The 23,607-nt window shown below is 44.2% G+C and carries 26 protein-coding genes; 4 read left to right on the top strand and 22 right to left on the bottom strand.

Annotation, left to right across the window (positions count from 1 at the left end):
• Window positions 1-175 precede the first annotated feature (175 nt).
• The 10 genes from R8N28_RS21515 to R8N28_RS21470 all read right to left on the bottom strand — a co-directional run bounded on the left by R8N28_RS21515 (window position 176) and on the right by R8N28_RS21470 (window position 7,832).
• On the bottom strand, window positions 176-1,225 hold the full coding sequence (locus R8N28_RS21515; protein WP_005374238.1) for a porin: 1,050 nt from the start codon (window positions 1,223-1,225) through the stop codon (window positions 176-178).
• A 215-nt stretch (window positions 1,226-1,440) separates the two neighbouring features.
• Window positions 1,441-2,310: a metal ABC transporter solute-binding protein, Zn/Mn family gene (locus R8N28_RS21510; protein ID WP_005374240.1), complete on the bottom strand. Its 870-nt coding sequence runs from the start codon at window positions 2,308-2,310 to the stop codon at window positions 1,441-1,443.
• A 22-nt stretch (window positions 2,311-2,332) separates the two neighbouring features.
• A complete protein-coding gene (locus R8N28_RS21505) occupies window positions 2,333-3,208 on the bottom strand; it encodes a metal ABC transporter permease (RefSeq protein WP_005393560.1) in 876 nt (291 codons plus the stop codon).
• The gene (locus R8N28_RS21500) at window positions 3,208-3,936 is read right to left on the bottom strand and encodes a metal ABC transporter ATP-binding protein (protein ID WP_017635536.1); all 729 of its coding nucleotides are present in this window, start codon (window positions 3,934-3,936) and stop codon (window positions 3,208-3,210) included. The genes R8N28_RS21505 and R8N28_RS21500 overlap by 1 nt, the downstream gene beginning before the upstream one ends.
• Window positions 3,936-4,862: a metal ABC transporter solute-binding protein, Zn/Mn family gene (locus R8N28_RS21495; protein WP_065275096.1), complete on the bottom strand. Its 927-nt coding sequence runs from the start codon at window positions 4,860-4,862 to the stop codon at window positions 3,936-3,938. Before R8N28_RS21495 ends, R8N28_RS21500 begins: the two co-directional genes overlap by 1 nt.
• Window positions 4,863-4,884: 22 nt before the next feature.
• Entirely contained in the window at window positions 4,885-5,436 is a 552-nt protein-coding gene (locus tag R8N28_RS21490) for a DUF6162 family protein (RefSeq protein ID WP_005374250.1), read from the bottom strand.
• The gene (locus R8N28_RS21485; protein ID WP_005374251.1) at window positions 5,433-5,753 is read right to left on the bottom strand and encodes a hypothetical protein; all 321 of its coding nucleotides are present in this window, start codon (window positions 5,751-5,753) and stop codon (window positions 5,433-5,435) included. The genes R8N28_RS21490 and R8N28_RS21485 overlap by 4 nt, the downstream gene beginning before the upstream one ends.
• 42 nt (window positions 5,754-5,795) lie before the next feature.
• Entirely contained in the window at window positions 5,796-6,626 is an 831-nt protein-coding gene (locus R8N28_RS21480) for a DUF4198 domain-containing protein (protein ID WP_005374252.1), read from the bottom strand.
• A 15-nt stretch (window positions 6,627-6,641) separates the two neighbouring features.
• Window positions 6,642-7,181 (bottom strand): DUF2271 domain-containing protein, encoded by a 540-nt coding sequence (locus R8N28_RS21475; RefSeq protein WP_017635538.1) that lies wholly within the window; start codon window positions 7,179-7,181, stop codon window positions 6,642-6,644.
• A gap of 21 nt (window positions 7,182-7,202) precedes the next feature.
• Window positions 7,203-7,832, bottom strand: coding sequence for a PepSY-associated TM helix domain-containing protein (locus tag R8N28_RS21470; protein WP_021035904.1), 630 nt, complete (start codon window positions 7,830-7,832; stop codon window positions 7,203-7,205).
• A 379-nt stretch (window positions 7,833-8,211) separates the two neighbouring features.
• Between R8N28_RS21470 and R8N28_RS21465 the strand changes: the two genes are divergently transcribed.
• Window positions 8,212-8,700, top strand: a complete 489-nt coding sequence (locus R8N28_RS21465) for a hypothetical protein (protein ID WP_042523421.1) — start codon at window positions 8,212-8,214, stop codon at window positions 8,698-8,700.
• Window positions 8,701-8,767: 67 nt separating this feature from the next.
• Here the strand turns inward: R8N28_RS21465 and R8N28_RS21460 are convergent, their stop codons facing one another.
• The 9 genes from R8N28_RS21460 to R8N28_RS21420 form a co-directional block, all read right to left on the bottom strand.
• The gene (locus tag R8N28_RS21460) at window positions 8,768-9,940 is read right to left on the bottom strand and encodes a tetratricopeptide repeat protein (RefSeq protein WP_017635539.1); all 1,173 of its coding nucleotides are present in this window, start codon (window positions 9,938-9,940) and stop codon (window positions 8,768-8,770) included.
• Window positions 9,937-10,557: an energy transducer TonB gene (locus tag R8N28_RS21455; protein ID WP_005374256.1), complete on the bottom strand. Its 621-nt coding sequence runs from the start codon at window positions 10,555-10,557 to the stop codon at window positions 9,937-9,939. The genes R8N28_RS21460 and R8N28_RS21455 overlap by 4 nt, the downstream gene beginning before the upstream one ends.
• On the bottom strand, window positions 10,557-10,961 hold the full coding sequence (locus R8N28_RS21450) for an ExbD/TolR family protein (protein WP_005374257.1): 405 nt from the start codon (window positions 10,959-10,961) through the stop codon (window positions 10,557-10,559). The genes R8N28_RS21455 and R8N28_RS21450 overlap by 1 nt, the downstream gene beginning before the upstream one ends.
• Window positions 10,958-11,512 carry a MotA/TolQ/ExbB proton channel family protein gene (locus tag R8N28_RS21445; RefSeq protein WP_017635540.1) on the bottom strand — a complete coding sequence of 185 codons (555 nt, stop codon included), beginning with the start codon at window positions 11,510-11,512 and terminating at the stop codon, window positions 10,958-10,960. The genes R8N28_RS21450 and R8N28_RS21445 overlap by 4 nt, the downstream gene beginning before the upstream one ends.
• Window positions 11,512-12,879 (bottom strand): MotA/TolQ/ExbB proton channel family protein, encoded by a 1,368-nt coding sequence (locus R8N28_RS21440; RefSeq protein WP_065275095.1) that lies wholly within the window; start codon window positions 12,877-12,879, stop codon window positions 11,512-11,514. The genes R8N28_RS21445 and R8N28_RS21440 overlap by 1 nt, the downstream gene beginning before the upstream one ends.
• Window positions 12,880-13,647 (bottom strand): DUF3450 domain-containing protein, encoded by a 768-nt coding sequence (locus R8N28_RS21435; RefSeq protein ID WP_054574483.1) that lies wholly within the window; start codon window positions 13,645-13,647, stop codon window positions 12,880-12,882.
• Window positions 13,648-13,721: 74 nt separating this feature from the next.
• Window positions 13,722-15,815 (bottom strand): TonB-dependent siderophore receptor, encoded by a 2,094-nt coding sequence (locus R8N28_RS21430; RefSeq protein ID WP_065275094.1) that lies wholly within the window; start codon window positions 15,813-15,815, stop codon window positions 13,722-13,724.
• Between the two features lie 207 nt (window positions 15,816-16,022).
• Entirely contained in the window at window positions 16,023-17,396 is a 1,374-nt protein-coding gene (locus tag R8N28_RS21425; protein WP_017819704.1) for a sensor histidine kinase, read from the bottom strand.
• The gene (locus tag R8N28_RS21420; protein ID WP_065275613.1) at window positions 17,396-18,061 is read right to left on the bottom strand and encodes a response regulator transcription factor; all 666 of its coding nucleotides are present in this window, start codon (window positions 18,059-18,061) and stop codon (window positions 17,396-17,398) included. The genes R8N28_RS21425 and R8N28_RS21420 overlap by 1 nt, the downstream gene beginning before the upstream one ends.
• A gap of 229 nt (window positions 18,062-18,290) precedes the next feature.
• On the opposite strand from R8N28_RS21420, the gene R8N28_RS21415 reads away from it, so the two are divergent.
• The gene (locus tag R8N28_RS21415) at window positions 18,291-19,001 is read left to right on the top strand and encodes a glycerophosphodiester phosphodiesterase family protein (protein ID WP_065275612.1); all 711 of its coding nucleotides are present in this window, start codon (window positions 18,291-18,293) and stop codon (window positions 18,999-19,001) included.
• A 35-nt stretch (window positions 19,002-19,036) separates the two neighbouring features.
• Here R8N28_RS21415 and R8N28_RS21410 read toward each other — a convergent pair whose 3' ends face one another.
• Window positions 19,037-19,519 carry a L,D-transpeptidase family protein gene (locus tag R8N28_RS21410; protein ID WP_005374271.1) on the bottom strand — a complete coding sequence of 161 codons (483 nt, stop codon included), beginning with the start codon at window positions 19,517-19,519 and terminating at the stop codon, window positions 19,037-19,039.
• Window positions 19,520-19,760: 241 nt separating this feature from the next.
• Between R8N28_RS21410 and R8N28_RS21405 the strand changes: the two genes are divergently transcribed.
• The gene (locus R8N28_RS21405) at window positions 19,761-20,756 is read left to right on the top strand and encodes a 2-hydroxyacid dehydrogenase (RefSeq protein ID WP_065275611.1); all 996 of its coding nucleotides are present in this window, start codon (window positions 19,761-19,763) and stop codon (window positions 20,754-20,756) included.
• Window positions 20,757-20,841: 85 nt separating this feature from the next.
• Window positions 20,842-21,198: a YibL family ribosome-associated protein gene (locus tag R8N28_RS21400; protein WP_005374274.1), complete on the top strand. Its 357-nt coding sequence runs from the start codon at window positions 20,842-20,844 to the stop codon at window positions 21,196-21,198.
• 163 nt (window positions 21,199-21,361) lie between these two features.
• Here the strand turns inward: R8N28_RS21400 and R8N28_RS21395 are convergent, their stop codons facing one another.
• Both R8N28_RS21395 and R8N28_RS21390 read right to left on the bottom strand, forming a co-directional pair.
• Window positions 21,362-22,393 (bottom strand): hypothetical protein, encoded by a 1,032-nt coding sequence (locus tag R8N28_RS21395; RefSeq protein WP_005374275.1) that lies wholly within the window; start codon window positions 22,391-22,393, stop codon window positions 21,362-21,364.
• 103 nt (window positions 22,394-22,496) lie between these two features.
• Window positions 22,497-23,258 carry a cytosolic protein gene (locus tag R8N28_RS21390; protein ID WP_065275610.1) on the bottom strand — a complete coding sequence of 254 codons (762 nt, stop codon included), beginning with the start codon at window positions 23,256-23,258 and terminating at the stop codon, window positions 22,497-22,499.
• Between the last annotated feature and the right edge of the window lie 349 nt (window positions 23,259-23,607).

The raw sequence follows: 23,607 nt of genomic DNA, 5'->3' as shown, positions 1-23,607 counted from the left end.
GCAAGTTGCGGGCATTTTTTATAGACGCACTCTCTAAACAAAGAGTGGGGTTACCTAAGCACAGAATGACTAGCGTCTCTTATAGCCAAAGGATAGCAGAAAGAAAAACGCCTACTCACAACGAGTAGGCGTTAACACAATAAATGTGTTTAGGCAGTAGAAACTGGCCTATTTATTAGAAGTAGTAACGAGCACCTAGAGTCCAGTAGTCGTTCTCTTCATTGTTGTAGTCGTTACCTAGGTCAAACTGGTAACCAGCGAAAGTAACGAATGCAGGAGTTACTGCGTACTCTGCTTGTAGCGCAGTTTCGCTTGAAACTGTCTTGTTGTCTTTGTCGTCTTCTACACCTTCGTAGTTAACGCTGAACGTCCAATTGTTGACTCCGTACGCTAGTAGGCCCTCAATCTGAGTAGTTTCTTCACGCATCTCGTAGAAGTATTCGTTCATGCCGTATACAACAGCTGCGTACAGACCAGAGCCATACTCACCGTAATTTACAGAAACAAGGTGTGATTCAGCAGTTTTAGTACCTAGACCAGAATTCTCAACATCACCGCCGCTGTATACGTAGCCTAGACCAAAGCCCGCAACAGAGCCGCTCAGTGCGATTTGACCACGTTGGTCATACTTGCTGCCTTTAGAAACGTATTCTGGAAGACCTGTGTTAGGGTTTTGTTGTAATGATAGGCCTCTATCATCATTTTCACCTTGCCAACCAAGACCTAGGTTGAAAGCAAAACCTTCGCCAAACTCAAAGCTTTTACGGTAGCTGATCATTTTTTCAGCACGACCAGTACCTAGATTGTTGTGATTGTCGTACAAAAAGTCGTTCGCGAACGCGATTGGTAGATCCGCAACGCCAGCGACATCGTAGTACGGAGACCACTGTGTACCTCCCACTAAACGGCCAAACTGCTGGTGGGTCGCGCCGATGTAGCCCAAACGAGTTGAAAACGACTGGCTACCACCATTTAGGTAGTTAAGTGCCCATTCGCCTTTAGCGTCGATAGTGATACCGTTGCCAATGTCTTTCTTGCCCGCAACATTGATACGTGGAGACACTTGGTGAACTTTTACTTCTTCTTCGAAATACTCACCCACGCCAACTGAAACGTGACCGCCGATCGATAAAGATGTACCATCGCTGTTGTAAACTTCTGCTGCGAAGGCCTGTGAACCACATGCTAGTGCCGCCACTGCAACGGCTAGAGTTTTCATTTTCATTGTTAACATCCGTATAGTTGTTTGTACCGGTTCGCTTAGAAACAGATTAAATCCGAATCAATCGCAACGAACACATAACAAAGTAGTAATGAAATAGAAATGAAACAAACACTTTCTTATGCAACCAGTGGTATCAATGCTCACATTTTGAGCTTAATCACAAAAAAATAGGGAACTTTTCACTCCCCATCATAAAATCTGTGGCTTTTTACGTGTCACATCTCCCAACGTGCGAGTGGCTTCTCAGTTTTGATACCGTTACTGCCCCAGCGGTCAATAACATCAATTTGCAGTATGCGGCTCGGTTTAATAAGCGATGTCAAGGTTTTCGACGGTCGTTTATCCGTCACTAACCATAGCGTTTTATCTTGTTCAAACTGAGCTTTTAAAGATAATTTGTCTTCTTCTGTCCACTCAAGTTCCGGCTTAAATTCGCGCCCAACCACAAACAATTGGTTGCCAGAGGCAAAGTCCTCTAATGACTCACTCATCAGTACCACTGAATCGATGCCTTTATCGAAGATCTCTGCCTGTTGTTGGTTGATCAGTTCACGCACATTGAGCATAAGAGCCTGTTGATTCGTTTGAATCGCCTTTTGGTGTTCAGGATATACACGTTGTAGATCCTCTCCAACAATGCCCGCCATTCGGATTAAGTTTGTAGGGTTCAGCCATGCGTACTTCGATGTTGACCCGTTTTCCAATGTCAGAACTGCAACTCCTTGAGCTCTAGGAGAAATGGCCTGCGATGCATCGATTTCAATCAAGTGAATGTTGCCCTGTCGAGCGTAAACATAAGTCGGGTCTTGTTTCCAAATCGCACCAAGAGTAATAGCAACCGTCGCGGCTTGACCCGCTTGCTTAACTTGCTCTGTACCTTTATTTGCGAACCAGTTCTCAAGACGCTCAACGCCGTAACGCTTTGGAGGCAGATACTGAGTCTCTATCCCTGTACCTTTCATGAGTTGCTCAGACAACATGTACGTGACGGGAGTGCTGGTTAAAATGTCTTTGGCGCTTGCCAACGATGGAAGTGTTGTCGCTATAACCAAACCAAAAGTTATCGCTAATTTTTTTATCTTCATGTTCATTACTTTATAAAAAGGGTTACGCTTTTTGGATAATTCGGTAAACCGTTGCTGTTAGGAAAAATGCCGCAGAAACAATGATGATGGATGCGCCTGATGGCACTGGTAGCTCAAGCTCCATCGGCAGTATGGTTCCTACTAAACACGCAATGGTTGCCAATAAAGAAGAAAGGAGAACAAAACTGCCCATGCGTTTAGTCAATAACCGAGCCGTTGCACCAGGAATCAGTAGCAATGCACCAACCAATACAGCGCCAATAATCTTTACCGCGGCGATGGTGACCAAGGTGATCATCATGACAAATAAGTAATCATAAAAGCTGGTATTAAAGCCGCGTACACGTGCAATATCCGGGCTAATACAAGTCAGCAAAATGCGGTTAAACGTTGGAATAAGAAGCAGTAATATGATCAAACAACTGATCGCTAAAATAAGGATATCGTTGTCCGTCACAGTCAAGATCGAGCCAAACAACACGTTCTCCAACATGTGAATGTTGATCTTGCGAGCAACGTACATTAACAGCGCAGCACCAACCGCTAACGCTAGTGCAAGAAAAACCCCAACCAGTGTGTCGTAAGGTACATTCGTACGATTACGAACAAAGTGAAGCAACAGCGCAAAAATCATACAAAAGCTAAACAATCCGATGATCGGATTCTCTGGCGGCTCACCGAGCAACACACCAATCGCGATTCCGGTAAGCGCAGCATGCCCAACCGCTTCAGAGAAAAAAGCCAGTCGCTTGGCGATGACTAATGTACCAAGACCACCAAGTAATGGTCCTAATATCAGCGCTGCAACAATTGCGTTCACCATGAAAGCATAAGAAAAGCTATCGCTTAACCATCCAGCTTCAACGCCGCTAACCGCTAACTCTCGCAACCAATCCATTATGCAGCCTCCACTTTTGCTGTGTAGTGCTTGAATAATGTTTCTATACGATCAGGACTTAGTACATCTGAATGGTGCCCTGACGCCACAATTTGACGATTTACAACATGGACCTGCGCATCTAAACGGCGCACTGCGGTCACGTCATGGTGTACTGCCAGTACCGTTTTGCCTTCTCCAACGACTTCATGAATCAAACCTTCAAGATATCGAACACCTTGCTCATCCATGCCAGTTGTAGGTTCGTCTAAAACCAATAAATTGGGCTCATCCAGTAAAGCTTGCGCAAACAAAACACGCTGTTGCTCACCGCCAGAGAGTTGCCCCATACGACGGTCGCTACGCGTTGCCATACCCACGCGATCCAGCTGGGCCAGGGCATGTTGAGTTTGTTTCGTTTTACGTCGCCAAAATAGAGGGATACGGGTTTGGTTAAGCAGTACAAAATCCATCACGGTTAACGGGAGGCTTGCTTCAAACATCGCTTTTTGTGGCACATACCCTATCTTCCCCGATGCAGCTGATGGCTCTGGCCAATTGAGTGCAATGTTTCCCGAAAACGGCGTAAGTCCAAGTACCGAACGAAGCAAAGAAGTTTTCCCACCACCATTCGGTCCCATAATCACGTGACATTTCGCGTTCTCGAATTCGGCGCTGATATTCTGCAAAATGATATTGTCGGCGTATTTTAGGCCCACGTTACTTAAGGAAACGGAAGGTCCAGTCATTACGCCTTTTCCCCTGCTCGCTTACTCGCCACAAATTTCATGGCTTCGATTAGTGTTTCCACATTATCTCGCATCTCAACCTCAACTTTATCGGCCTCATACTCACCGTGAGTCATGTGAGAAAAGCGATAAAGCTGCACCCCAGTCGCCTCTTCGATGGTATCAACAAAGCGATTCGGCATATTGAGCTCATAAAACAGAACATCAATGCCCGATTCACGAATTTTCTCTATCGTTTCCTGTAGCTGACTTGCACTTGGTTCTACACCATGAGCAGGCTCAATGACAGCGGCAACGTCAACACCAAACTCCTGAAGGATATATCCGTAAGCATTGTGGGTTGTCGCCACCTTCATACCAGCCGTGTCCAACTCACCAAGAGACAACATTGCATCACGCTTCATCAGGCGAAATGTTTTCGCGTATTTACGAGCATTTTGGCGATAGAACGTAGCATTGTCTGGGTCCAATTGGCTTAGCTCACTCGCGATGGTGTAAACCTTTTGAATGGTTGTTGATAAACCGACAAAGGTGTGAGGGTTCACTGCTCCTTGACCAACAGACTGCCCCATAGCAGGCAATAAAGGCACTTCTTTGTTCGCCTCGATAACCACGAGATCATCACGCTGAGAAGCCTTGATCACTTTCAGTGCAAAATCGTCATGACCAATACCATTGATCACTATTACGTCCATTTCATTTAAGCGCTTAAGATCATTAGGTTGTGGCAAATAGTTGTGAGGATTAAAACCAGCATCAACCAAAGGAATGATGTCCGCCTTCTCACCAACAACGGCTTTAACATAGCTGTAATAAGGTTGAAGCGTAATACCAATACTGAGTTTATCGGCAGCAAAGCCAGTAGAAGACACCGTCAATAACGCGGTGGCTGTAAGAATACGACGTAAAAGAGAGCGTTTGATCATAGTACTTATCAATTATGTTGTCTTAATGGGCGTGAGAGTGAGAGGAAGAGTCTGACAGAACGATTTGTTTCCAGCCGAAATCGTGGCGTTTAGCTAGATCGCTTAGTCCCTCCACATTTAACGAACGGCTAGAATCATTAAACCAAATATCAGCTTGAGAACTGCGGCTATCCAACAGCATGGAAGCAGAGCCTTGGGCACTGGTCTTCACGCCAATGTAGACACCGTCATCAATTCGTTGCCACTGATGAGAACCTTTACGCTTCCAGTTTTGGTCTTTCACGAACGGAGCAATCCAAAGCACCTCCATATCAGAGATCTCAGGCCAAGTTCCGGTATCTAACTGCAAATCACGAATCTCTTCATGAGCGAGCTTAAGCTCAGCGATCAACCCCAACTCATTTTGATGTAAATCCGTGATTAACACTTGATGAGACTGCATGTCTGGCTTTTCAGTCGCGACCTGATGGTAGGGCATAAGTATGGCTGCTGAACTGAGAATTGCTGCGATTGTCAGTGCGACCCACTTTCCTTCTCGGTTACCATCATCAGGGCGAACTTTCTGTACACTCATTTCTCTTTCAGCTCAACGATATCCACTTCCACCGGGCTTTCATGTCCGGCATCAAATACCAAATAGAAATCTGTTTCAGGGTGAGTAAATTCTGCGATGGAACGCTTATCTGTTTTTTCTTTGGCGATCAGATTGTCGTCGTAATCGTACATTTCGACATCGTAGTCGACCGCTGTCGATCCATCCGAGTAGCCCGCTTCACAAATCACTTTATCTTGCGCCAAGTGACAGCTCATCAGAGGAAAATGTGCAGCAGCGTGAAAGGACGCAAATCCAGAAAAAAGCAAAACCGCTTTTAGAAGAGAAGTGTTATTCATGATAATTCCAAAATGGCCCAGCAATTGCTGAGCCTAATTCGATTAGTTAAGTTGAGTTTCAAACGTAAGATGAACATTGGCACTCGCTTTATCCGCCAATGGATTATCTTTTAATTCACCTTTGTAGTTCGCTTTCATTAAGTAGCGCCCAGCGACTTCTGGCGTGAAGATCACTTTGCCATCTTTATCGCTCACCACATCGATTTGTTCTTGATGGTTTCGGTACATGGTACCTTCACGTGTAATCTCAGCAGTAACGCCCTCTTGTGGCTCTCCGTTAAAGAAAAACTGGAAAGTCACAGGCTCACCTTCAATGATGTCCGATGGATGCGTGATCGGTTTCATCTCCAGCATTTTGCCTTCAATCTCCAACGCTTTGTCCGTTGGCATACCAACCGTAATGTAGCTTTCTGCTCGGGTGTAACTTAGTTGAGTAACCACATCACGCGCTTGCTCAGGAAGCACGTCACCACGCTCAGCTTTGTTTGCTCGCGCCCATTTCACCGTATCACGACGGCCCGCTTTGTATTGTGTGTAGTAGCTCGGCTGATTATTAATCGCGACTTTGTGCGTGCCTTCTTCTGTAAAAAAGAAATCAAACATAGAGCGACGCTTGCCACGAACAACAAAGTTAGGACGCTCAGAGCGGCCATCCGGCATCACCACAAATGCCTGATCACTACCCGCAGGCTTATCAAAAACAAACGTTCCGTGAGAGGCAGTAACATCAAATGTCAGCCAGTCACCGCCTTCTTTAGAAACCGTAAAGTGAGAGGGCAGAACCCAACGTGGATGTGCTTGTGCGGTGGTGGTTACAGCCAATCCCATTGCCATTACACTCGCCAATGCCACTGCTTTCATTTTGGTTTTCATTGTTGTGTCCTTTAATCACTTAACTTGATAATTGACGGTGATGACACCCGTCTCTTGTGTTGGTTTAAGCTCATAGCGCACGTCACTGTCCGCTAGCGTTATTTTTTGACGCAAGTAGTTTCGCCCACCGTGTTCACGAACGACCTCGACGTACAACGTGTAATTTCCTTGTTCCAAACGCTCCCCTGCGTCATTGGTTCCATCCCAGACAAAGCGGTATTGACCAGCAGGACGTGTTGCAGAAGTCACCGCATCAACAAGTTCACGATCATAACGACCCGCTTTTCTCCACCAGCTGCGTAGATCTTTTAACCATTCGTCTTTCCCTACCCATAACTGGATGGTTTTAACCGGTTTACGCTGATCGTTTTCAACCCAAACCGCCACATAAGGGCGTGCATACATTGAGGTATCTATCTTTGGAAGTTCGAGTTCGAAGTCGACCTTCGCGTTATCTGGTAGAGGCGCCGCGGAAAGAGAGAAAGGAGTAAAAGCCGCGATCAAAGCGGCTTTACAAAAGTGATTACGGCGGAAAAATCTTCCTGTGTTCAACATAAGTGTTCTCTAAAAAAGCTGTTATGGAACAGCAACAAAATAAATTACGAGCGACAGTAACGTACCAAAGCTCATCCATTGCATTGACGTTCTGAGCGTCTTCTTCTTAGGCAGTAACAAGCACACGCCTGTAAGAACAAAAAACACCATCAAAAGCGCAGTGACGTCGATAAACCACTTCCAAATCCCACCACTGTTGCGTCCTTTATGTAGATCGTTCAGCAGCGCAACAATACCGTAGTGCGTCGTTTCGACGTCTGCTGCACCAGTAGTCATATCAATAAAGACCGTAGCGTTATAACCCGGGCCTTTAAAATCCATAGAAAGCTCTCCGAGTAACAACTCACCTTGCTCAACTTCGGTATACACATCTAGTGCGGAGGGAGTGCCGCGAAGCTCGGTTTCTTTAGTCAAGAAAGCTACCAGTTCTTCACGATTAGGTTGAAAGGTATCTGAATGTGAGAATAGAACTGAGTGCGGAACCGTCAGAGTATGTTGTTGAATGATAGGTTCACTGCGTTCAAACAATTCGGGGCGATTGAGGGTAATACCAGTTACTGCAAAAAACAGCGTAACTAAGAGAAGAGCCATCGAAATATAGATATGTAGGCGGCGAGCCCAAGTTTGAACACCTTTGCTTTTAAGCAACATAGAAACAATCATCACCAATAAATGTGGGGCATAATTTAGGTGATAATCATTCGTATTGGCATTTAATTTACATTGTTTACTTTTTCAATTCAGCTTGGCTTGCACATGTTTTAGCTATTTGGCCCAATGCGAGTTACCGATTGCCTACCCTCTAGATAATAACCCTATCAATTTTAATGACTCAAAATTTAATGATATTTCCAATACTAAAAAGTGGGATAGACTCCACCAAAATGCGCCTTTATGTATATTTAATGAAAAGCTTAAAAGCTATCCATAAACTAGATAAAAAAGGTAAGCTAAGAAGTTAGTGCAGGGTTAGATAGAGAAGATTTTCTGATGCTAGCCAAACGTTATGGTGTAGTTCAGAAGGAAAAATATGAACAAGAATGTTGGAATAATTCTCTTATCACTTTTCTCAAGTGTCACTTTCGCAAGTGAAAAGTTTGAAGCCAGTTTGTTTAACAACGTAAGCCAATCTATCGATAATTATGGTGCTAAGATAAAGCTGTGCGAATCTATGGCAGACCAGAATACACCTGACAAACAAACCCTAGAGTATTCAAAGAAGCATATAGAAGCATTAACTCCTGTTCTGCCGTTTTTAAGCGAGAAAGCTTTTGAGGCTTGTGTATTAAAAGAGAAGCAAGAGCTAGCATATTATCTATTAATAGCAAAAAATAACGCTTCAAGAACCTCAACATTAAAGCTTGTAGAATCGACTGAAAGCCTAACTTTTCATATCGAACCTACATCGAGAGAAAAGTTTGAAACACTGAGCAAGGTACATCAAGAATATATAGAGAAAAGCCCTTTTTTCTCCCGACCATTTGATGCATTAGCTTTTTATGAAAAGCTCATACAATAAATAGCCTTTATGACTTTAGACAAAAAAATACCCGAGACTGAGCTCGGGTATTTAATAAAAATGTTCGCTATGAGTTCTGCGTCGATTCTACTTTGCGTAGCTGTGATAGATACTTAACCCAACTCTTTGCCTGATTCGATGGCTTAATCTCATTCGCTCTTTTGGCATTAGCGAGCGCATCGTCAAACCGCTTAAGTTTGTAGTAAGCGCGAGTTTTGATAAGTGCAACATCCGCTTTACGACCTCTGACCTTATCGAGCGCGGCAATGGCATCTTTATAATGGCCTTCTTGCACCAACAGTTGAGAATAGTTCCAGTAATACTGCCTATCTAGCTGAGCTGCAATACGCCAGCTATCAATAGACTCTTCCCACTCTTTTGCCATTTGCCAATACGTTGCTTGCTGAGCTTTTAGCTTACTATTCGAGTTTACATCCTCTAGCTCGTTCATCACCAACGCAGCTCTCTCAGGAATACCTCGTTTCGCGTACAATTGTGCCAGCAGCTTTAAGTCATCTTGGCTAAGTTGTAACCCTTTCAGTTTTGCCAACGCCAAAGAGTCTAGGGCACGTTTGTTGTCATCAACCCGTAGGTATAGAGCAACAAGCTGACGCCACCATTCAATTCGCTCAGGTTCAATCACGATTAAGCGTTTGATGGTCGAGATTGCCGGCTTCCACTTTTTCAGTTCTAGCTCAGCAGAAAGCTTTATCGACAATGCGCCAAGCTTGTCTGGCTGACCAAATTTCTCATAACGAGCCATTGCTGAAAGCACTTTTTGCCACTGACTCAGTTGATAATGAGATTGGGAAATACGCAGCCATAGCTCATGCGCTTTTTGACCTTTAGGAATGTTTTTGCTCAAGGCATAGTAATGAGGTAAAGCCTTAGAAAAACGTTGCTCGTTCAGCAGTATATCAGCCAACATTTTTCGGGTTTGCCATGCTTGCTCATCTTGTAGCAAACCACTATTGACTGCCAACTCAAGTTGCTTAATCGCCGCTTGAGTTTGCTCGTTCTGCCAGTAAAAAATACCCAACATTCGAGCGACATAAGCTTGGTCATATCCACGAGAAAGCTCCATAGCTTCAAGAGATGAAATCGCTTCTTTCAGTTTCTCTTCTTGAGCCAAATTATGTGCTCGTTGAACTCTCGCTGCGGTGTATTGGCTTAACTCACTGGCAATGGTTGAGAGTGCACTCAGGCTTAATACCGTACCGATTAAGAATTTTTTCATCATTTGGCTAACTTGAACTCCACTTTAGCGGTTTGTCCGAACTGCTCAATTGACACACCATCCTCAACTTTTGGCTGATACTTCCATTTTTTAAGCGCACGGATTGCTTCCCTTTCAAACATGCGCTCGGGCTCAGCCTCGATCACTTCAATATCTTTTGGTCGTCCAGTTGCATCGATCGTGAAACGCATAATGACATAACCTTCCACTCTACGTTTCAGCGCCTTACTTGGATAGCGAGGATCAACACGATACAACGGCAGTGCTTGCTGGTTGCCCATTGTTCCCTTCAAGTTTGGTGCACTAATCGCGATGCCTTCAAGGGCAGTGTTTAAACCTAAAGCACTGACTGGCGTCATCTGACTCATTGGTTCCATTTGAGTGTCAGCTTGAGACAGATCCATTGGCTCCGGCGCTTGAGGTGGTTCTGGTTGCTCCGGCACTGAACGTTGACGACGCTGCACGTCTGCTTCATTCTCTACCATCACCATATCAAAACGAACGGCTTCTGAAGCTTCTGGCGCACGCTGGTTGCCTTTATCAACCATCCACGCCATAAAGCTAAACAAGCTCACAGAAATTAACAGTGATGCTGGTAGTGCAAGTAACAGCCTGCCCATTAAGGTTTCTCCGCCGCCAATGCAATGTTCTTCACACCTGCCGCCTTTGCAGCGTCCATCACTTTCACGACAGTGCCATTGTAAGCATGCTCGTCAGCTTGGATAACTAACGAAGCATCAGGCTGATCAAGTAACAGGTGCTCAATAGAGGCCTCAACACGCTCAATATCAACCACTCGTTTGTCGATGTACACATCATTCGCTGCCGTTACTGCGATAAAAATGCCCGCGTCTTTTTGGCTTACTACATTAGAAGCCTGAGGGCGATTCACTTCTACACCGGATTCACGTACAAACGAACTGGTCACAATGAAGAAGATCAACATGATGAAGACGATATCAAGCATCGAGGTTAAATCGACTTGAGCTTCATCTTGTTGGTTAGGTCTGCGTCCGAGTCTCACTTTTGACTCCTTAAAGATTGTTCTAACTGGATAGCTTTTCGTTCACACACTTTGCTAAGGCGAGCATGAATAAACATGCCCGCAAGCGCTGCTACCATACCCGCCATGGTTGGCAGCGTAGCAAGTGAGATACCAGAAGCCATCAATTTCGGATTGCTGCTGCCTTGCGATGCCATTACGTCAAACACCGTAATCATGCCTGTCACCGTCCCTAACAACCCTAGCATTGGGCAAACCGCCACAAGTAGCTTAATAGTCGATAGGTTTTGGCGCAGTTCGATTTGCGCTTTTGCAATCCATCCTTCACGGATTTGATGCGCGTACCAAGAGTGGTGCTCTGATCTTGCTTGCCACTGCTCACAAAGCTGTTTTTTTACCCCAGGGAAAACCGTTGTGAGATAAATAACTCGCTCCATAACCAACAGCCAGCACACCGCCACGACGGCGGCCAACCACCATAGGATTTGACCACCTTGCTGCATAAAGCTCATCAAGGTTGTGGCCCAATCCTCACTGATCAAACCCAATGTGCTGAGTAGGATCTGCTCCATTACGCTGCGTTCTCCGCTAAGGTGTTAGAATGGCTTTTGTTACTCGGCATATCACGCTCAGCTTGTTCTGCAACTAAACCGATGCCTTGTTTTTCTAAGATACTGCGAATATTTTCTGCTTGAGAGCTCAATACGTTGTGCGCTAATAGCAAAGGCATGGCTGAAACAAGGCCAAGTACGGTAGTCACAAGTGCCATTGAAATACCACCCGCCATTACTTTCGGATCACCATTACCAAATTGAGTGATGACCTGGAAGGTTTCGATCATACCCGTTACCGTGCCTAGTAGACCAAGCATAGGAGCTAGAGCTGCAAGAAGCTTAAGCATCGACAACCCTTTTTCTAGGTGGGTTTGCTCATCAACAACAGCTTCCAAAAGACGTAGTTCTAACGCTTCTACGCTGCGATGCTTGTCTTTCTGGTATACCGCAAGCACGCGACCCAAAGGGTTGTTTCCTGGCTGCGCTGGGGTTTTCAGTTGCTTCATGATTTTCTGGCGCGAAATCATCAGTGATGCACCACGTACGAGCGCAATCAATAGGCCGATAGCCAATAAGCCAAGGATGATTTTGCCGACAACGCCACCCGCATTTAGGCGATCAGCCAAAGTCGGTGAGTTTGCAAGCTGTTCAAGAAGAATGCCACGTGACGGATCAATGACAAGTGCATCAATGTCACCAGAGGAAATAGTATTCGCTGTTGGACCGTTCTCAGGCTGACGAAGATAGTTTACCGCGTCTCCGCGTTGACCATTCCACTTAACGTAGCCAGTCTCATCCAGCAGCGCCATAGAACCAAGACGAACACCATTAACCGTTTGTTCACGACCTTCGCCATTTAGCAGTGTGAAAGAGACGTTTGCCATTTCACCGCTTGCTTTGATTTGTTCTTCCATGCTGTGCCACATCGCCTGAAGTTGGGTCAACGTTGGCAGTGATTTAGCCGCAACAATAGCATCGATATCTTTCTGATATGAGTTTGCATCTACACCCGTTACTGAGCTCTTGAGCTCTGACTCTAGCTCTTTTGCGTTCTGGCGAACGACGCCAAATAGCTCACCTAAGCTCCCGGTTTCTAGACGTAGCTTTTCTTCTAGCTGCGCCAGTTCCGCTTCGTTTTCACCGAAAGTAACACTTAATGAATCCGCTTCTGCTTGAAGAGCAGCTCGCTCTGCGGCCAATTTATTCTTTATAGCCTGTAGCTCTTGCTCTGTTTTCTTAAAACCTGATTCACGCGTGACATTGTGCGATTGCTGTTGACGATTTTCTTGCTGCGCCTTTTGTAACAACGCATCACTAGCAACAGTTGTATGAGGCATTAATGCGGCTGTCGAGATTAGTGCAACCGATAACCATTTTTTCATCATTTATTTGCCCTCCGCAGCGGTTAACGACACTGGCAGAGTTAACATACTCGGCGCGATCTGTTTATTCGCCATAGCGAACGCTTTATCTAGCTCTGATTTTTGCTCAGAACCCACTTGTTGCCATGCTTGTTGTTGCTGTGACCAGCTCCAGAATGTCTCACCAGATAAGCTACGTGCTACCAAAGACAAACGCCCTAAATAGAGAATGTCCGCCTCCACAGCTTCATTGTCACCCAGGTTAATCTTGCCTTGGTAAACGCCAAGCTTGGTGCCGTAATCCATTTCAATTTGGTACGCTTCTAAAATACGACGAAACTTCTCTGCATCCGCAACGTCTGCACGCGTCATCATGGAATCCAGCTTTGCAATTCGTTCCTCACGTTGCGCTTTGCGTATAGGTTTGTCGTTAGCAACGAGCGCTTTTAAGCCTTCAAGCATGTGATACATCAAAGGCACGACACCTTGACGAGTTTGAGCAATCTGCTCAATTTGCTCGTTCAAGCTATCAACTTCTTGATTTTGGCTCTCAACAAGGCTTGCAAGATGATCGCGATAAATCTTCAAGTTACCGACTTCCTCTTGCAGCTGCTCAATTTCAGCTTCTAGAGTAAGTGATTTTTCTGCGCTTGCATCAATACGTTTTTGGCTTACCGCCGACGACTGGTTTGTTTTACTCTGCACAGCTTGTGCATCGTTTAAGTTCGCCGCGTGAGCGGGAATCAAAACCGATGATATCAACAGAGCGATACTTGATTTCATTAGATTCATACGAGTTATATTTCTGTGTTCCAAAAACGACCAAAGGGGAAGACTACCCTTCCCCTTTAATAATCAAATTGTTATCAGTACTTGAACTGGATTGTTGCCATGTAGTTGCGGCTTTCTCCAACCACAACCCCACTCGCACCTTTTTGCTCGCCATTCGTGCTACCACCACCTGCGAAGTAGTCAGTATCGAATAAGTTTTCGACATTGAATCGAGCAATAATATCCAAGTTCTCATCGTACTTATGTTTGTATGACACGCCCATATCAACGCGAGCGTAGCCATCTTTCTTGAAGGTGTTCTTTGCATCACCGTAGCGATCACCTTCATAAATCAAACCAAGGTTTAAGTTAGTGTTGTCTTGAACCTTGTAGCTAGACCATAGACTTGCCGAGAACTCTGGCACGTCTACAGGGCGGTTACCTTCATATCTTTCTGCCTTCTTAAGCTCTGCATCCAAATACATTGCAGAAGCGGTTAGCGACAACTCTGGGGTCACAAAACCTTGAGCCATTAACTCAGCGCCTTTGTGAACTTGCTCACCACCTTGCGTTTTCTTGTGTAGGAGATTGCCGCCCGCGTCTTTGCCGCTTTCAACATCCAGCGAGATGTTCTCTAACGTGATATCAAACACAGCACCAGATACAAATAAACGCTGATCAAACAGTTCCCACTTCGTACCGATTTCATAAGAGATACCACGCTCAGCGTCGAGTTTCTCACCTTCATTGATGTAGGTACGACTACCGTTGCTGACTTCACCTTGAGGCATGAAGCTTTCAGAATACTGAACGTAAACCGAGCCATTCGTCGCTGGGTGGAATATCACACCTAACTTTGGAGAAACTTGGTTTTCGGTCAGTTCATCATCACGCTTTTCGTCATAACGAACACCTGCAAGCACTTGCCAGTAATCATTAATCGTCATCATATTTTGCGCGTAGATACCCCAAGTATCGTACTCAGCTGTTGGTGATTTCCTCGAACTACTATAGCTAGGCTTAGGCACCGTTTCTCCTGGCGCAATACTCGCCTCATTATGAAATGCCATAAAGCGATCATAACTGTAATCTAAGTAGTTAGCGCCCACTAACAACGTGTTTTCCGTACCGAACAAAGTAAAGTCCGTCGTCACATCTATATATGCAGTATCAAATACCCAATTATCGGAGCGATCGTTGCCTCGATGCTTAATCGTATTTAACTCTTCATACTGATCAAACTTAGGGTAAGACTCTACATCAAAACGCTTAAAGTCTTGGCGGTTGTAACCTGCTTTTACGTTCACGTTATCCGTGACTTGCGCATTAATATCGACACCGTAGTTTTCTACTTCGTTATCAATTTCAGACCACTGCGCATCCCAAATGTACTTATCACCGCGAACCGCTTTGCCATCAACAATGTATGCGCCAGAGTCCACGCTACCGTCGTCTTTCGTGCGATCGTAATGAGCCGATACCATAAAGTTGTCTGTGATATCGTACTCAACCACTAGGCCAGCTACCGTACGATCTGTTTTAGGCTCAGTGCCATCACCGTACCTGCGCCAAGAGCCGTAGCTTTCTTTGGCAAAAATTGCGCGCGCTCGCAGTGTCTCTGCATCATTTAGCGCGCCACTCACATCAAGCACAGTGCGTGAGTGATCATTCGAACCTAGATCTTGACTCAAACTTGCTTGTGTTTGAGTTGTTGGTTTTTTCGAAACCATGTTTACCAAACCACCCGGCTCAGATTTACCGTATAGCAGACCTGATGGACCTTTAAGCACTTCAACACGCTCTAAAAGCTCAATTGGCTGACGGTAGTGTGACCAGTGTTGACGACCATCACGAAGAAAACCGTCTGAACTGCTAAGTTCAAAACCACGTAGAGAGAAACGTTCGCGGTTACGGCTTGTACCACCCGCGCTAACACTTGCATCGTTACGTAGCACTTCACCAAGTGTACTTGCACGCTGCTCATCAATTACCGTTTCATCGATAACCGCTACTTGTCCCGGCGTTTCCAGCTGCGTCATTTCCATGCGCATTGCTGTACTGTTTGTATCTGCCTTGTAGCCGAACTCTCGACCTTCTACAACTACATGTTCGTCTGTTTGAACTTCCGCCACTGCAGGTGTTGCTAACACTGCACCGATCACTAACGCCAAATGGCTCTTAGTAAACATATCCTTTCACTCCGATTATTATTTTTCGGGTCACATACTTGTTGAATGCGATTCCCTCTTAATTATTTCGCGGGTGAATATAAGTGATAAGTATTACCATTTGCATTAAATTTACATTCTTTGCATTTGCAAACTTTTGTAAAGTACTCTCTGATGATGCGCCATGATAATGTGACATTAATCACAAAAATTACGACTTAATCATACTTATTGCTTGAACACTAAAGTAACCCTCAAACCGCCTTGCTCACGGTTTTTCGCCGTGACTGCTCCACCCATAATACGCATGGATTCTTTGACAATCGCAAGACCTAAACCGTAGCCACCAAGCTTTTTATCTCTAGAAGCATCTAAGCGTGTAAACGGATCAAAAATATCGACCAGCTTGTTCTCTGGAATACCAGGCCCATCATCAGATACTGACATGGTGGTGAACTGCTGCCCTTCTTTGACATAATTTTCCAGAGAAACTTCTATCTGAGATGCTGGTCCTGAATATTTAATGGCATTACCAATAAGATTGTTCAAACAACGAATGACCAGCGTTTCTTCACAAATGGCTTTAGCACATACAGCTTCTGAGCGGAAAGACAACGTCTGTTCTGACTTCAAATCTATTTTGCAACGTTCTACTTGCGGGGAGAGCAAAACTTCTAAATCACAGCGTTTCGTGGCTTTGTCGAAGCGCGCATTTTCCAAGCGACTGAACTCCAATATATCGCTGATCAAATGGTTTAGCTCTTTTGCTTCATCTTCTAGCCTTGCCACTAGGCTTTGCTCACTTTCTCCAACACGCTTTCGCAAAAGATGCAGAACCAAGTTCTGCCTCGCTAACGGCGTTCTCAATTCGTGAGAGACATCTCTTATAAGCAGTCGCTGCTTTTCAGCGAGAGAATGAATCTGTTGCGTCATGTGATCGAAATCTTGCGCTAACTCGTTAAACTCACGCGTGCTCGACTTCAGCTCTTTCACGACACTGACATTAAAATCGCCATTAGATAGCTTTTTGCTTGCTTCTCTCAATCGATCCAATGGTTGCTGTAAGTTACGTGCCATTAGCAGCGAAAAGAGCGCCAAAATAACCACTGCAATCACGACTTTGAGAATAGAGAAATACAGAATGAAGTCATTTGCAGGGTGCAGTCGATGTGGCAATTGAATCACTAAAGTATTGCCATGAACTAAAGGAATATTGATGATGGGGCGATTCACTTTCCCCTCAAGTTGATCATCAATGCTTCTCTTAAATTGAAGTTTGAACTCGAAGTGCGGATGCATCAGACGGTGCGTAACTGGTTGCTGATGTTCATTCAACACAAATAAATAAAAGTTTTGCGCATTTGCCCAGTCAGCAAGTTCGTCCATGTCTCCGTGCTCAATCAATACATTGGCTTGATGTGCAAGGTCTAGCATTTCTTCTCGCACACTATCGGGCACTTTCAACATGGCTTTCACCAGAGCTTGTTCCGCTAAGGATTGCACGACCAAAATACTAATGACAATTGCGGTCATGCAACTAAATAACTTGAACGCTAAGCTATCTTTACGTTTTGCAATAAAAGGTGGACACCGGAGCTTCATTAACGGTTTACAGCCTCTAAATAACTGTAACCTTTGCCACGGAAGGTTTTGATATGTTGCTTGGAAAGCCCCGCTTCAACTAACTTGCGACGTATGTTACTGATGTGCATATCAAGGTTGCGATCAAAAGGACTCAGCTCTTTCTTTAACACTTCAGTTTGAAGCTCTGCTTTTGAAATCACGACTCCTTGGTTTTTTACCAAGTAGCTCAATAGTTCAGCTTCCGTACTTGTGAGGGGTAAGCTATTAAGCTGGTCACTGATCGTTTGAACGGTACTACACATCGTCTGACGTTGACGTTCCAAGCCAACACGACGAAGAATCGCTTTGATGCGCATTAGAAGCTCAGCGACATTAAAGGGCTTTCCAATATACTGATCGGCCCCCGCTTGGTAACCATCAAGCATCGAGTTTTCATCGTTGAGAGCGGTAAGCATTAGGATAGGTGTCGCGAAGCGCTGACAGATCCTACGAGCAACTTGCATACCGTTAAGGTTTGGTAACATGACATCAAGCAATACAAGATCTACAGGCGTTTTTTCCATATATTGCAGCGCACTTTCACCGCAATGTATAGAAGAGACGATGTAGCCCTCCTCTTGCAAAACCGCTTCTAACAGCTCACACAAAGGAACGTCATCATCGACTATCAAAACTCGTGACATTACCACTCACCATTCAAATAAAAATGGTTCGCATTTTATTACTCATTTACCAATTAAACAACTAACACTCTAATGCTTTAAGTCCACAGGACTCAGTCCAAGAAGCAGCAACGTGCCATTAGAGTTTAATGTTCACTTTTACTAAAGGTTCCTAACAATATGCACCTAGATATATCTTCATAGAAAAAACGAGTACAATCTGGCAACCGCAAAGCAAAAGATAAAGCGAATGGAAACGTTATTAATTGGTCACCGTGGCGTGGCAGGTTCATACCCTGAGAATACAAAAATAAGCATTCAGGCAGCCATTGACCTGGGGTTGAAGTGGGTGGAAGTGGATATACAGCCTACCAAAGATAATGTTTTAGTGGTTTGCCATGATCATACCGTCAATCGATGCAGCAATGGACAAGGGCGTGTTGATGAGCTCACCCTGGAAGAGTTAAAAGCATTAGATTTCGGTAGTTGGTTTAGCACAGACTTTTCAGGCGAGAAGATCGTGACACTAGATGAACTGCTCACTTTAGCTACTGAGAATAAGCTTAACTTGAATATCGAAGTTAAAGTAGACAACCATCCAGCGGAAGAAGTGGCGCAGACTCTCGCCAATGCGTTAGCAAAAAGTCCAATGCCGCAAGAGAATATACTCCTATCGAGCTTTAGTCATGACGTCATTAGAGCGATGCACAAATACTGCAGTGGCTACCGATTGGGTGTGTTAAGTGAATTCTTTACGAGAAAAGATAAACGCCTTTTGGAAGAAGTTAGTGCCTATAGCTGCAACCTAAACATTAACTGGGTTCGTACTCGCCAGATAAACAAACTCCAACAAGCCGGTTACAAAGTGATGTGCTATACGGTGAACAATCCAAATAAACTGAAATACCTGCCTCAGTTAGACGGTATTTTTAGTGATCATCCACAGCGCTTTATGCCATAGCCTATAAGAGCCAGAACATTAAAGGGGACCTTTTATTACCACTCAATCTGAATTGGTGTCCCCATCTCGACGAGCTGGATAAATTCGTCCATCTCCTCGTTGGTAATCGCAATACACCCATTAGTCCAATCAAAACTTTGGATATAAATCGGCAACTGACTCTCTCCGTTTTTTAAGCCATGAATTTTGATGTTCCCTCCAGGGGATACACCTCGGCGCTTCGCTTCCAACGTATCAATCGCATCAGGGTAACTGATATGCACAGAACGATAAAAAGCAGAGTCCTCTATAACATAATCTAGAGTGTATTCGCCCTCTGGCGTGCGATTGTCTCCCTCTTCTTGTTTATGTCCTTGCGGGTTCGCTCCTAAAGCAATTCGGTATTCTTTTAGCACTGCTCCTTGTTCCATCAAATACATTCGACGCTTAGACTTGTCGACTTTAACGAGGTCAACAGCTGCGTGAGTGCCCGAAGCAAACACACAACACAAGAACATAGAGAACCATTTTACTGACATTGTCGTAACGCCTAAGCTAATAAAGTGAACAAGAAAAGAGCGATAATGCTAGTCAGTTAATGCTCGTAAAGCAAACAGTATCTAATGCGGAACCGTAAGATAGCACTCGCTGAAAGGCGTACTTCTTATCGTTATTTGATACAACAAAGTCAAAAAGAAGATTTCTCTATTCATTGCGGCTAAGTTGCATTACTTTATAAGCATATTTATTTATAAAGTCCGTACTTTTTGAGAGGGAACCATGATTAACATTGCTTTTTTTAGTGCAAAATCCTACGACGAAGCCTCTTTTAATAAAATTAAAAATAACCGCGATTTTGAATTTCACTATCACGACTTCCGACTAACCGAAAAAACAGCCAAGATGGCGCACGGCAGTGATGTTGTATGTGCGTTCGTTAATGATGATCTTTCAGCTCCCGTTCTTAAACAGCTTTCTCTAGGCGGGACCAAGCTTATTGCTATGCGCTGCGCGGGATTTGATAAAGTTGATCAACAAGCAGCCAAAGAACTAGGCTTACAAGTGGTTCGAGTTCCTGCTTACTCACCAGAAGCAGTGGCAGAGCACACGGTTGGTTTAATGATGTGTCTAAACCGCCGTCTTCACAAGGCCTACCAACGGACACGTGACGCCAACTTCTCGTTAGAAGGTCTTGTTGGCTTTAACTTTTTCGGAAAAACCGTTGGTGTTATTGGTACGGGTAAGATTGGTATCGCGACGATGCGTATCTTCAAAGGGCTTGGCATGGAACTGCTTTGCTACGACCCCTACGAAAACCCATTAGCGCTAGAAATGGGAGCCCGTTACTGTTCGCTTGAAGAAATCTACGCTAATGCGGATATTATCTCTCTCCATTGTCCAATGAGTGAAGAAAACTATCACTTATTGAACGAAAAAGCCTTCGCGCAAATGAAAGATGGTGTAATGATCATTAACACCAGTCGAGGCGAGTTGCTAGATTCACTAGCGGCGATAGAAGCGTTGAAACAAGGTAAGATTGGTGCGCTTGGCCTAGACGTGTATGACAATGAAAAAGACTTATTCTTCCAAGATAAATCTAACGATGTCATTGTAGATGATGTTTTCCGCCGTTTATCGGCTTGTCATAACGTGCTGTTTACTGGCCACCAAGCATTCTTGACTCACGAAGCACTTAATAATATTGCCTCTGTGACGCTTGATAACGTCGAAGCCTTTTTCTCTGGTAACGTATCGGGCAATGAACTGATTAACTAAAGCCAGACAATCGAGAAGTATAGTAGAGCGTGTGACCTCAGCTATGCTATACTCCTCGACTATTTAAAATTTGAGCCAAATTACCATGAGCATAAAAACTGATATTCAAAAGCTGCACAACCGTTTAGATACATGCCAACGTAAACTTGATGCGGCACGTTCTCGTGGTGATCACGAAATGATTACAAAGTTCACGGATGAAGTAGAACAGCTGACCAAAAAGCTTAACCAGTTAAAGCACAAGCAAAACTATGAGCTGAACAAAGAACGTAAAAGCTTACTTGATATGCCTTTCTCTCGTGAAATCACCAAAGCAGAACAAGCGGACATAGGCAAACTAAAAAAACGCGTACGCGGCTTAGTAATCGTTCACCCATTAACAAAAGTTGGTAAAGAACTTCGCCTTGATGTGATGACAGGCTTTGCGCCAAAAGAGTTTTAAAACTCGCATTAACATTTATGGAGCCTAAGCATTTGCTTGGGCTTTTTATTTTGTACTGCTTCATTAGATTTCATCGAAATATCAATCCATAAGCTATTAAAAAGGCCAGCGACAAAAGCCACTGACCTATTTCGACCAATATCGTCCGCATTACATCTCAACGTTACGACAGTTGCTGCAACTTGTGCTCCACAACGGGATCATTCGGAACCAACTGCTGAGCGACTTCCAAAAGCTGTACTGCATCTTGCGGGTTGTCATACTCATGCTTAAGTGCAATATCAACAAGTGGCTGAATATCGATTTGCGCTTGATGCTCCTTCACATGTTCTTTCTTTTCTTCAATTAGTACATTATGAGCGGTGCTCAGTAAGTTTAAACGATGCTGTGAGCTCGCATTCGCCTTGTTAAGGCACTGATAGTAATCTTCTTTTAAGCGCAGCGTTTTGGTCTGATGACGAAACTGCGCTATATCTATCTTCTGATAACGTATAAAGTCTACGGCCACTTGCTTATAAAAACCGAATTTATTCAAATACGTCGCGTGGGTACCATGTCCCATCCCGAAGACTCTTAAGTGAGTGAGCTCTGGGTAGCGTTTGGCGTGAAGGCGGTCGATTTCATTAGTTGGATCATAAATGATATAGCCTTTTGCATCGCCAAGGTCGAGGTCGTGATACTTTCCTTCCCAATCAAATTGTTGGGCAAGTTCAGTACTTGGCCTATCATCCCATGGCACCAAAACTTTGTTTTTTGTGCTGACCGGGTGAAACATCAATACTTGATCCAACTTTAATAGATTAGAAAAGGCACCAATAGCAAAACCACCGCGGCTAAGTCCATAGCCTAAACGACATTCAAAGGGCTCAAGTAAAGTCGACAGTTGCTCTAGAAAGAAAATCAAATTACGGCTGCGAAACCAGTTACTTTTCCCAAGATGCTGAAATGAAATAATATTTACTTTTTGTTTCTGGGCTAAGCGATAACCCCAAGGCGCAAAGTCTGAGTGTAAGTCCTGTACTTGTAGATTCGTACCAGCAGGGGAAAAGGTGAACAACAACGGTTTATTGCGGTCGACAAACTCATACTTAACAAATACATCATCAAGTAAGTCCTCCCCGGACATCGGTAGCCTGGTTTGCTGTTCTTCACGAGAAAGAGCCAGCCATTCATCCAACCAGTACAGTAACTTCATTAATCCTCCATCTAAATTGCGCCTAGCAATTGTGTTAAAAATCTAGTTTTTAGTGTGTGATCATCTCCCCCTGGTTACAGGGGACTCTGATATCAGTCCTCTTTTAAAACAAAGCGTGAATTTGCTTATTAAATTGGTCAATATCTAAGGTTTGATGGCGAACAAACTCCTGCGCCACCAGATTAAAAAATTCTAATTTATCTAATTGTGTGGATTGAGTGCCGTGTCCCATACCGACGACTTTCAAATGAGTAAGCTCGGGATAACGTTCAGCATGAAGACGATCAATGCGATTGGATGGGTCATAAATAATATAACCTTTGGCATTGCCCAAATCTCTATCATGATAGCCGCTTTCCCAAGCAAACTGCTGAGCAAGCTCAGTACTCGGCCGATCATCCCAAGGCACTAACGCTTTATTTTTTGTGCTAACAGGATAAAACAACAAAAGATGTTCTAATTTCAGCAAGTTAGCGAACGCGCCAATTGCAAAGCCACCTCGACTTTGCCCATAACCCAAACGACATTGGAAGGGGTGAAGCAACTCAGATAGCTGCTCCAGAAAGAAAATCAAATTCCGACTACGGAACCAATTACTTTGTCCTAAATGTTGAAAGGCAATAATGTTAACTTGTTGTTGTATTCCGAGCTCGTAGCCCCAAAGAGAAAAATCCGGAGTTAAATCTTGTACCTGCACATCAGTACCGGAAGGAGAAAATGTAAACAACAATGGCTTGTTAAGATCGACGAGTTCATACTTCACAAACACATCATCAAGTAAATCGTAGCCAGAGATAGGTAAAGCCATCTCTTGTTCTTGTTGAGTAAGAGCTTGCCATTCATCTAACCAGTAAAGTAGCTTCATTTTTTCTCCAAGTGCATCCGCAGTATTTAGACTGGAACTCTATCAAAATGCGTTTAAGCATCCCACGTTGAGACTTAAGAAAGCTCTATTTGAAGCCCAAATGAGACGTATGGAAATGTCTTCGATTGAAGGTATTACTGCGTAAACTAAACCCAAAGTAGGTACGCAAAAACTTGGAGAAAGAGCTAGAGAAAAATCAATTAGAAGTTTCGATAACAGCGGTTAAAAAACAGCAGATACAAAAAAACCGCTGTAAGAACAGCGGTTTTTTTTAAAAGTGGCGGAGAGATAGGGATTTGAACCCTAGATACGCTATTAACGTATGCCGGTTTTCAAGACCGGTGCTTTC

This window comes from Vibrio sp. Vb1554 (assembly GCF_033344235.1).
Note: the sequence above shows the minus strand (reverse complement) of the source record. Positions and strands in the feature narration are given on the sequence as shown.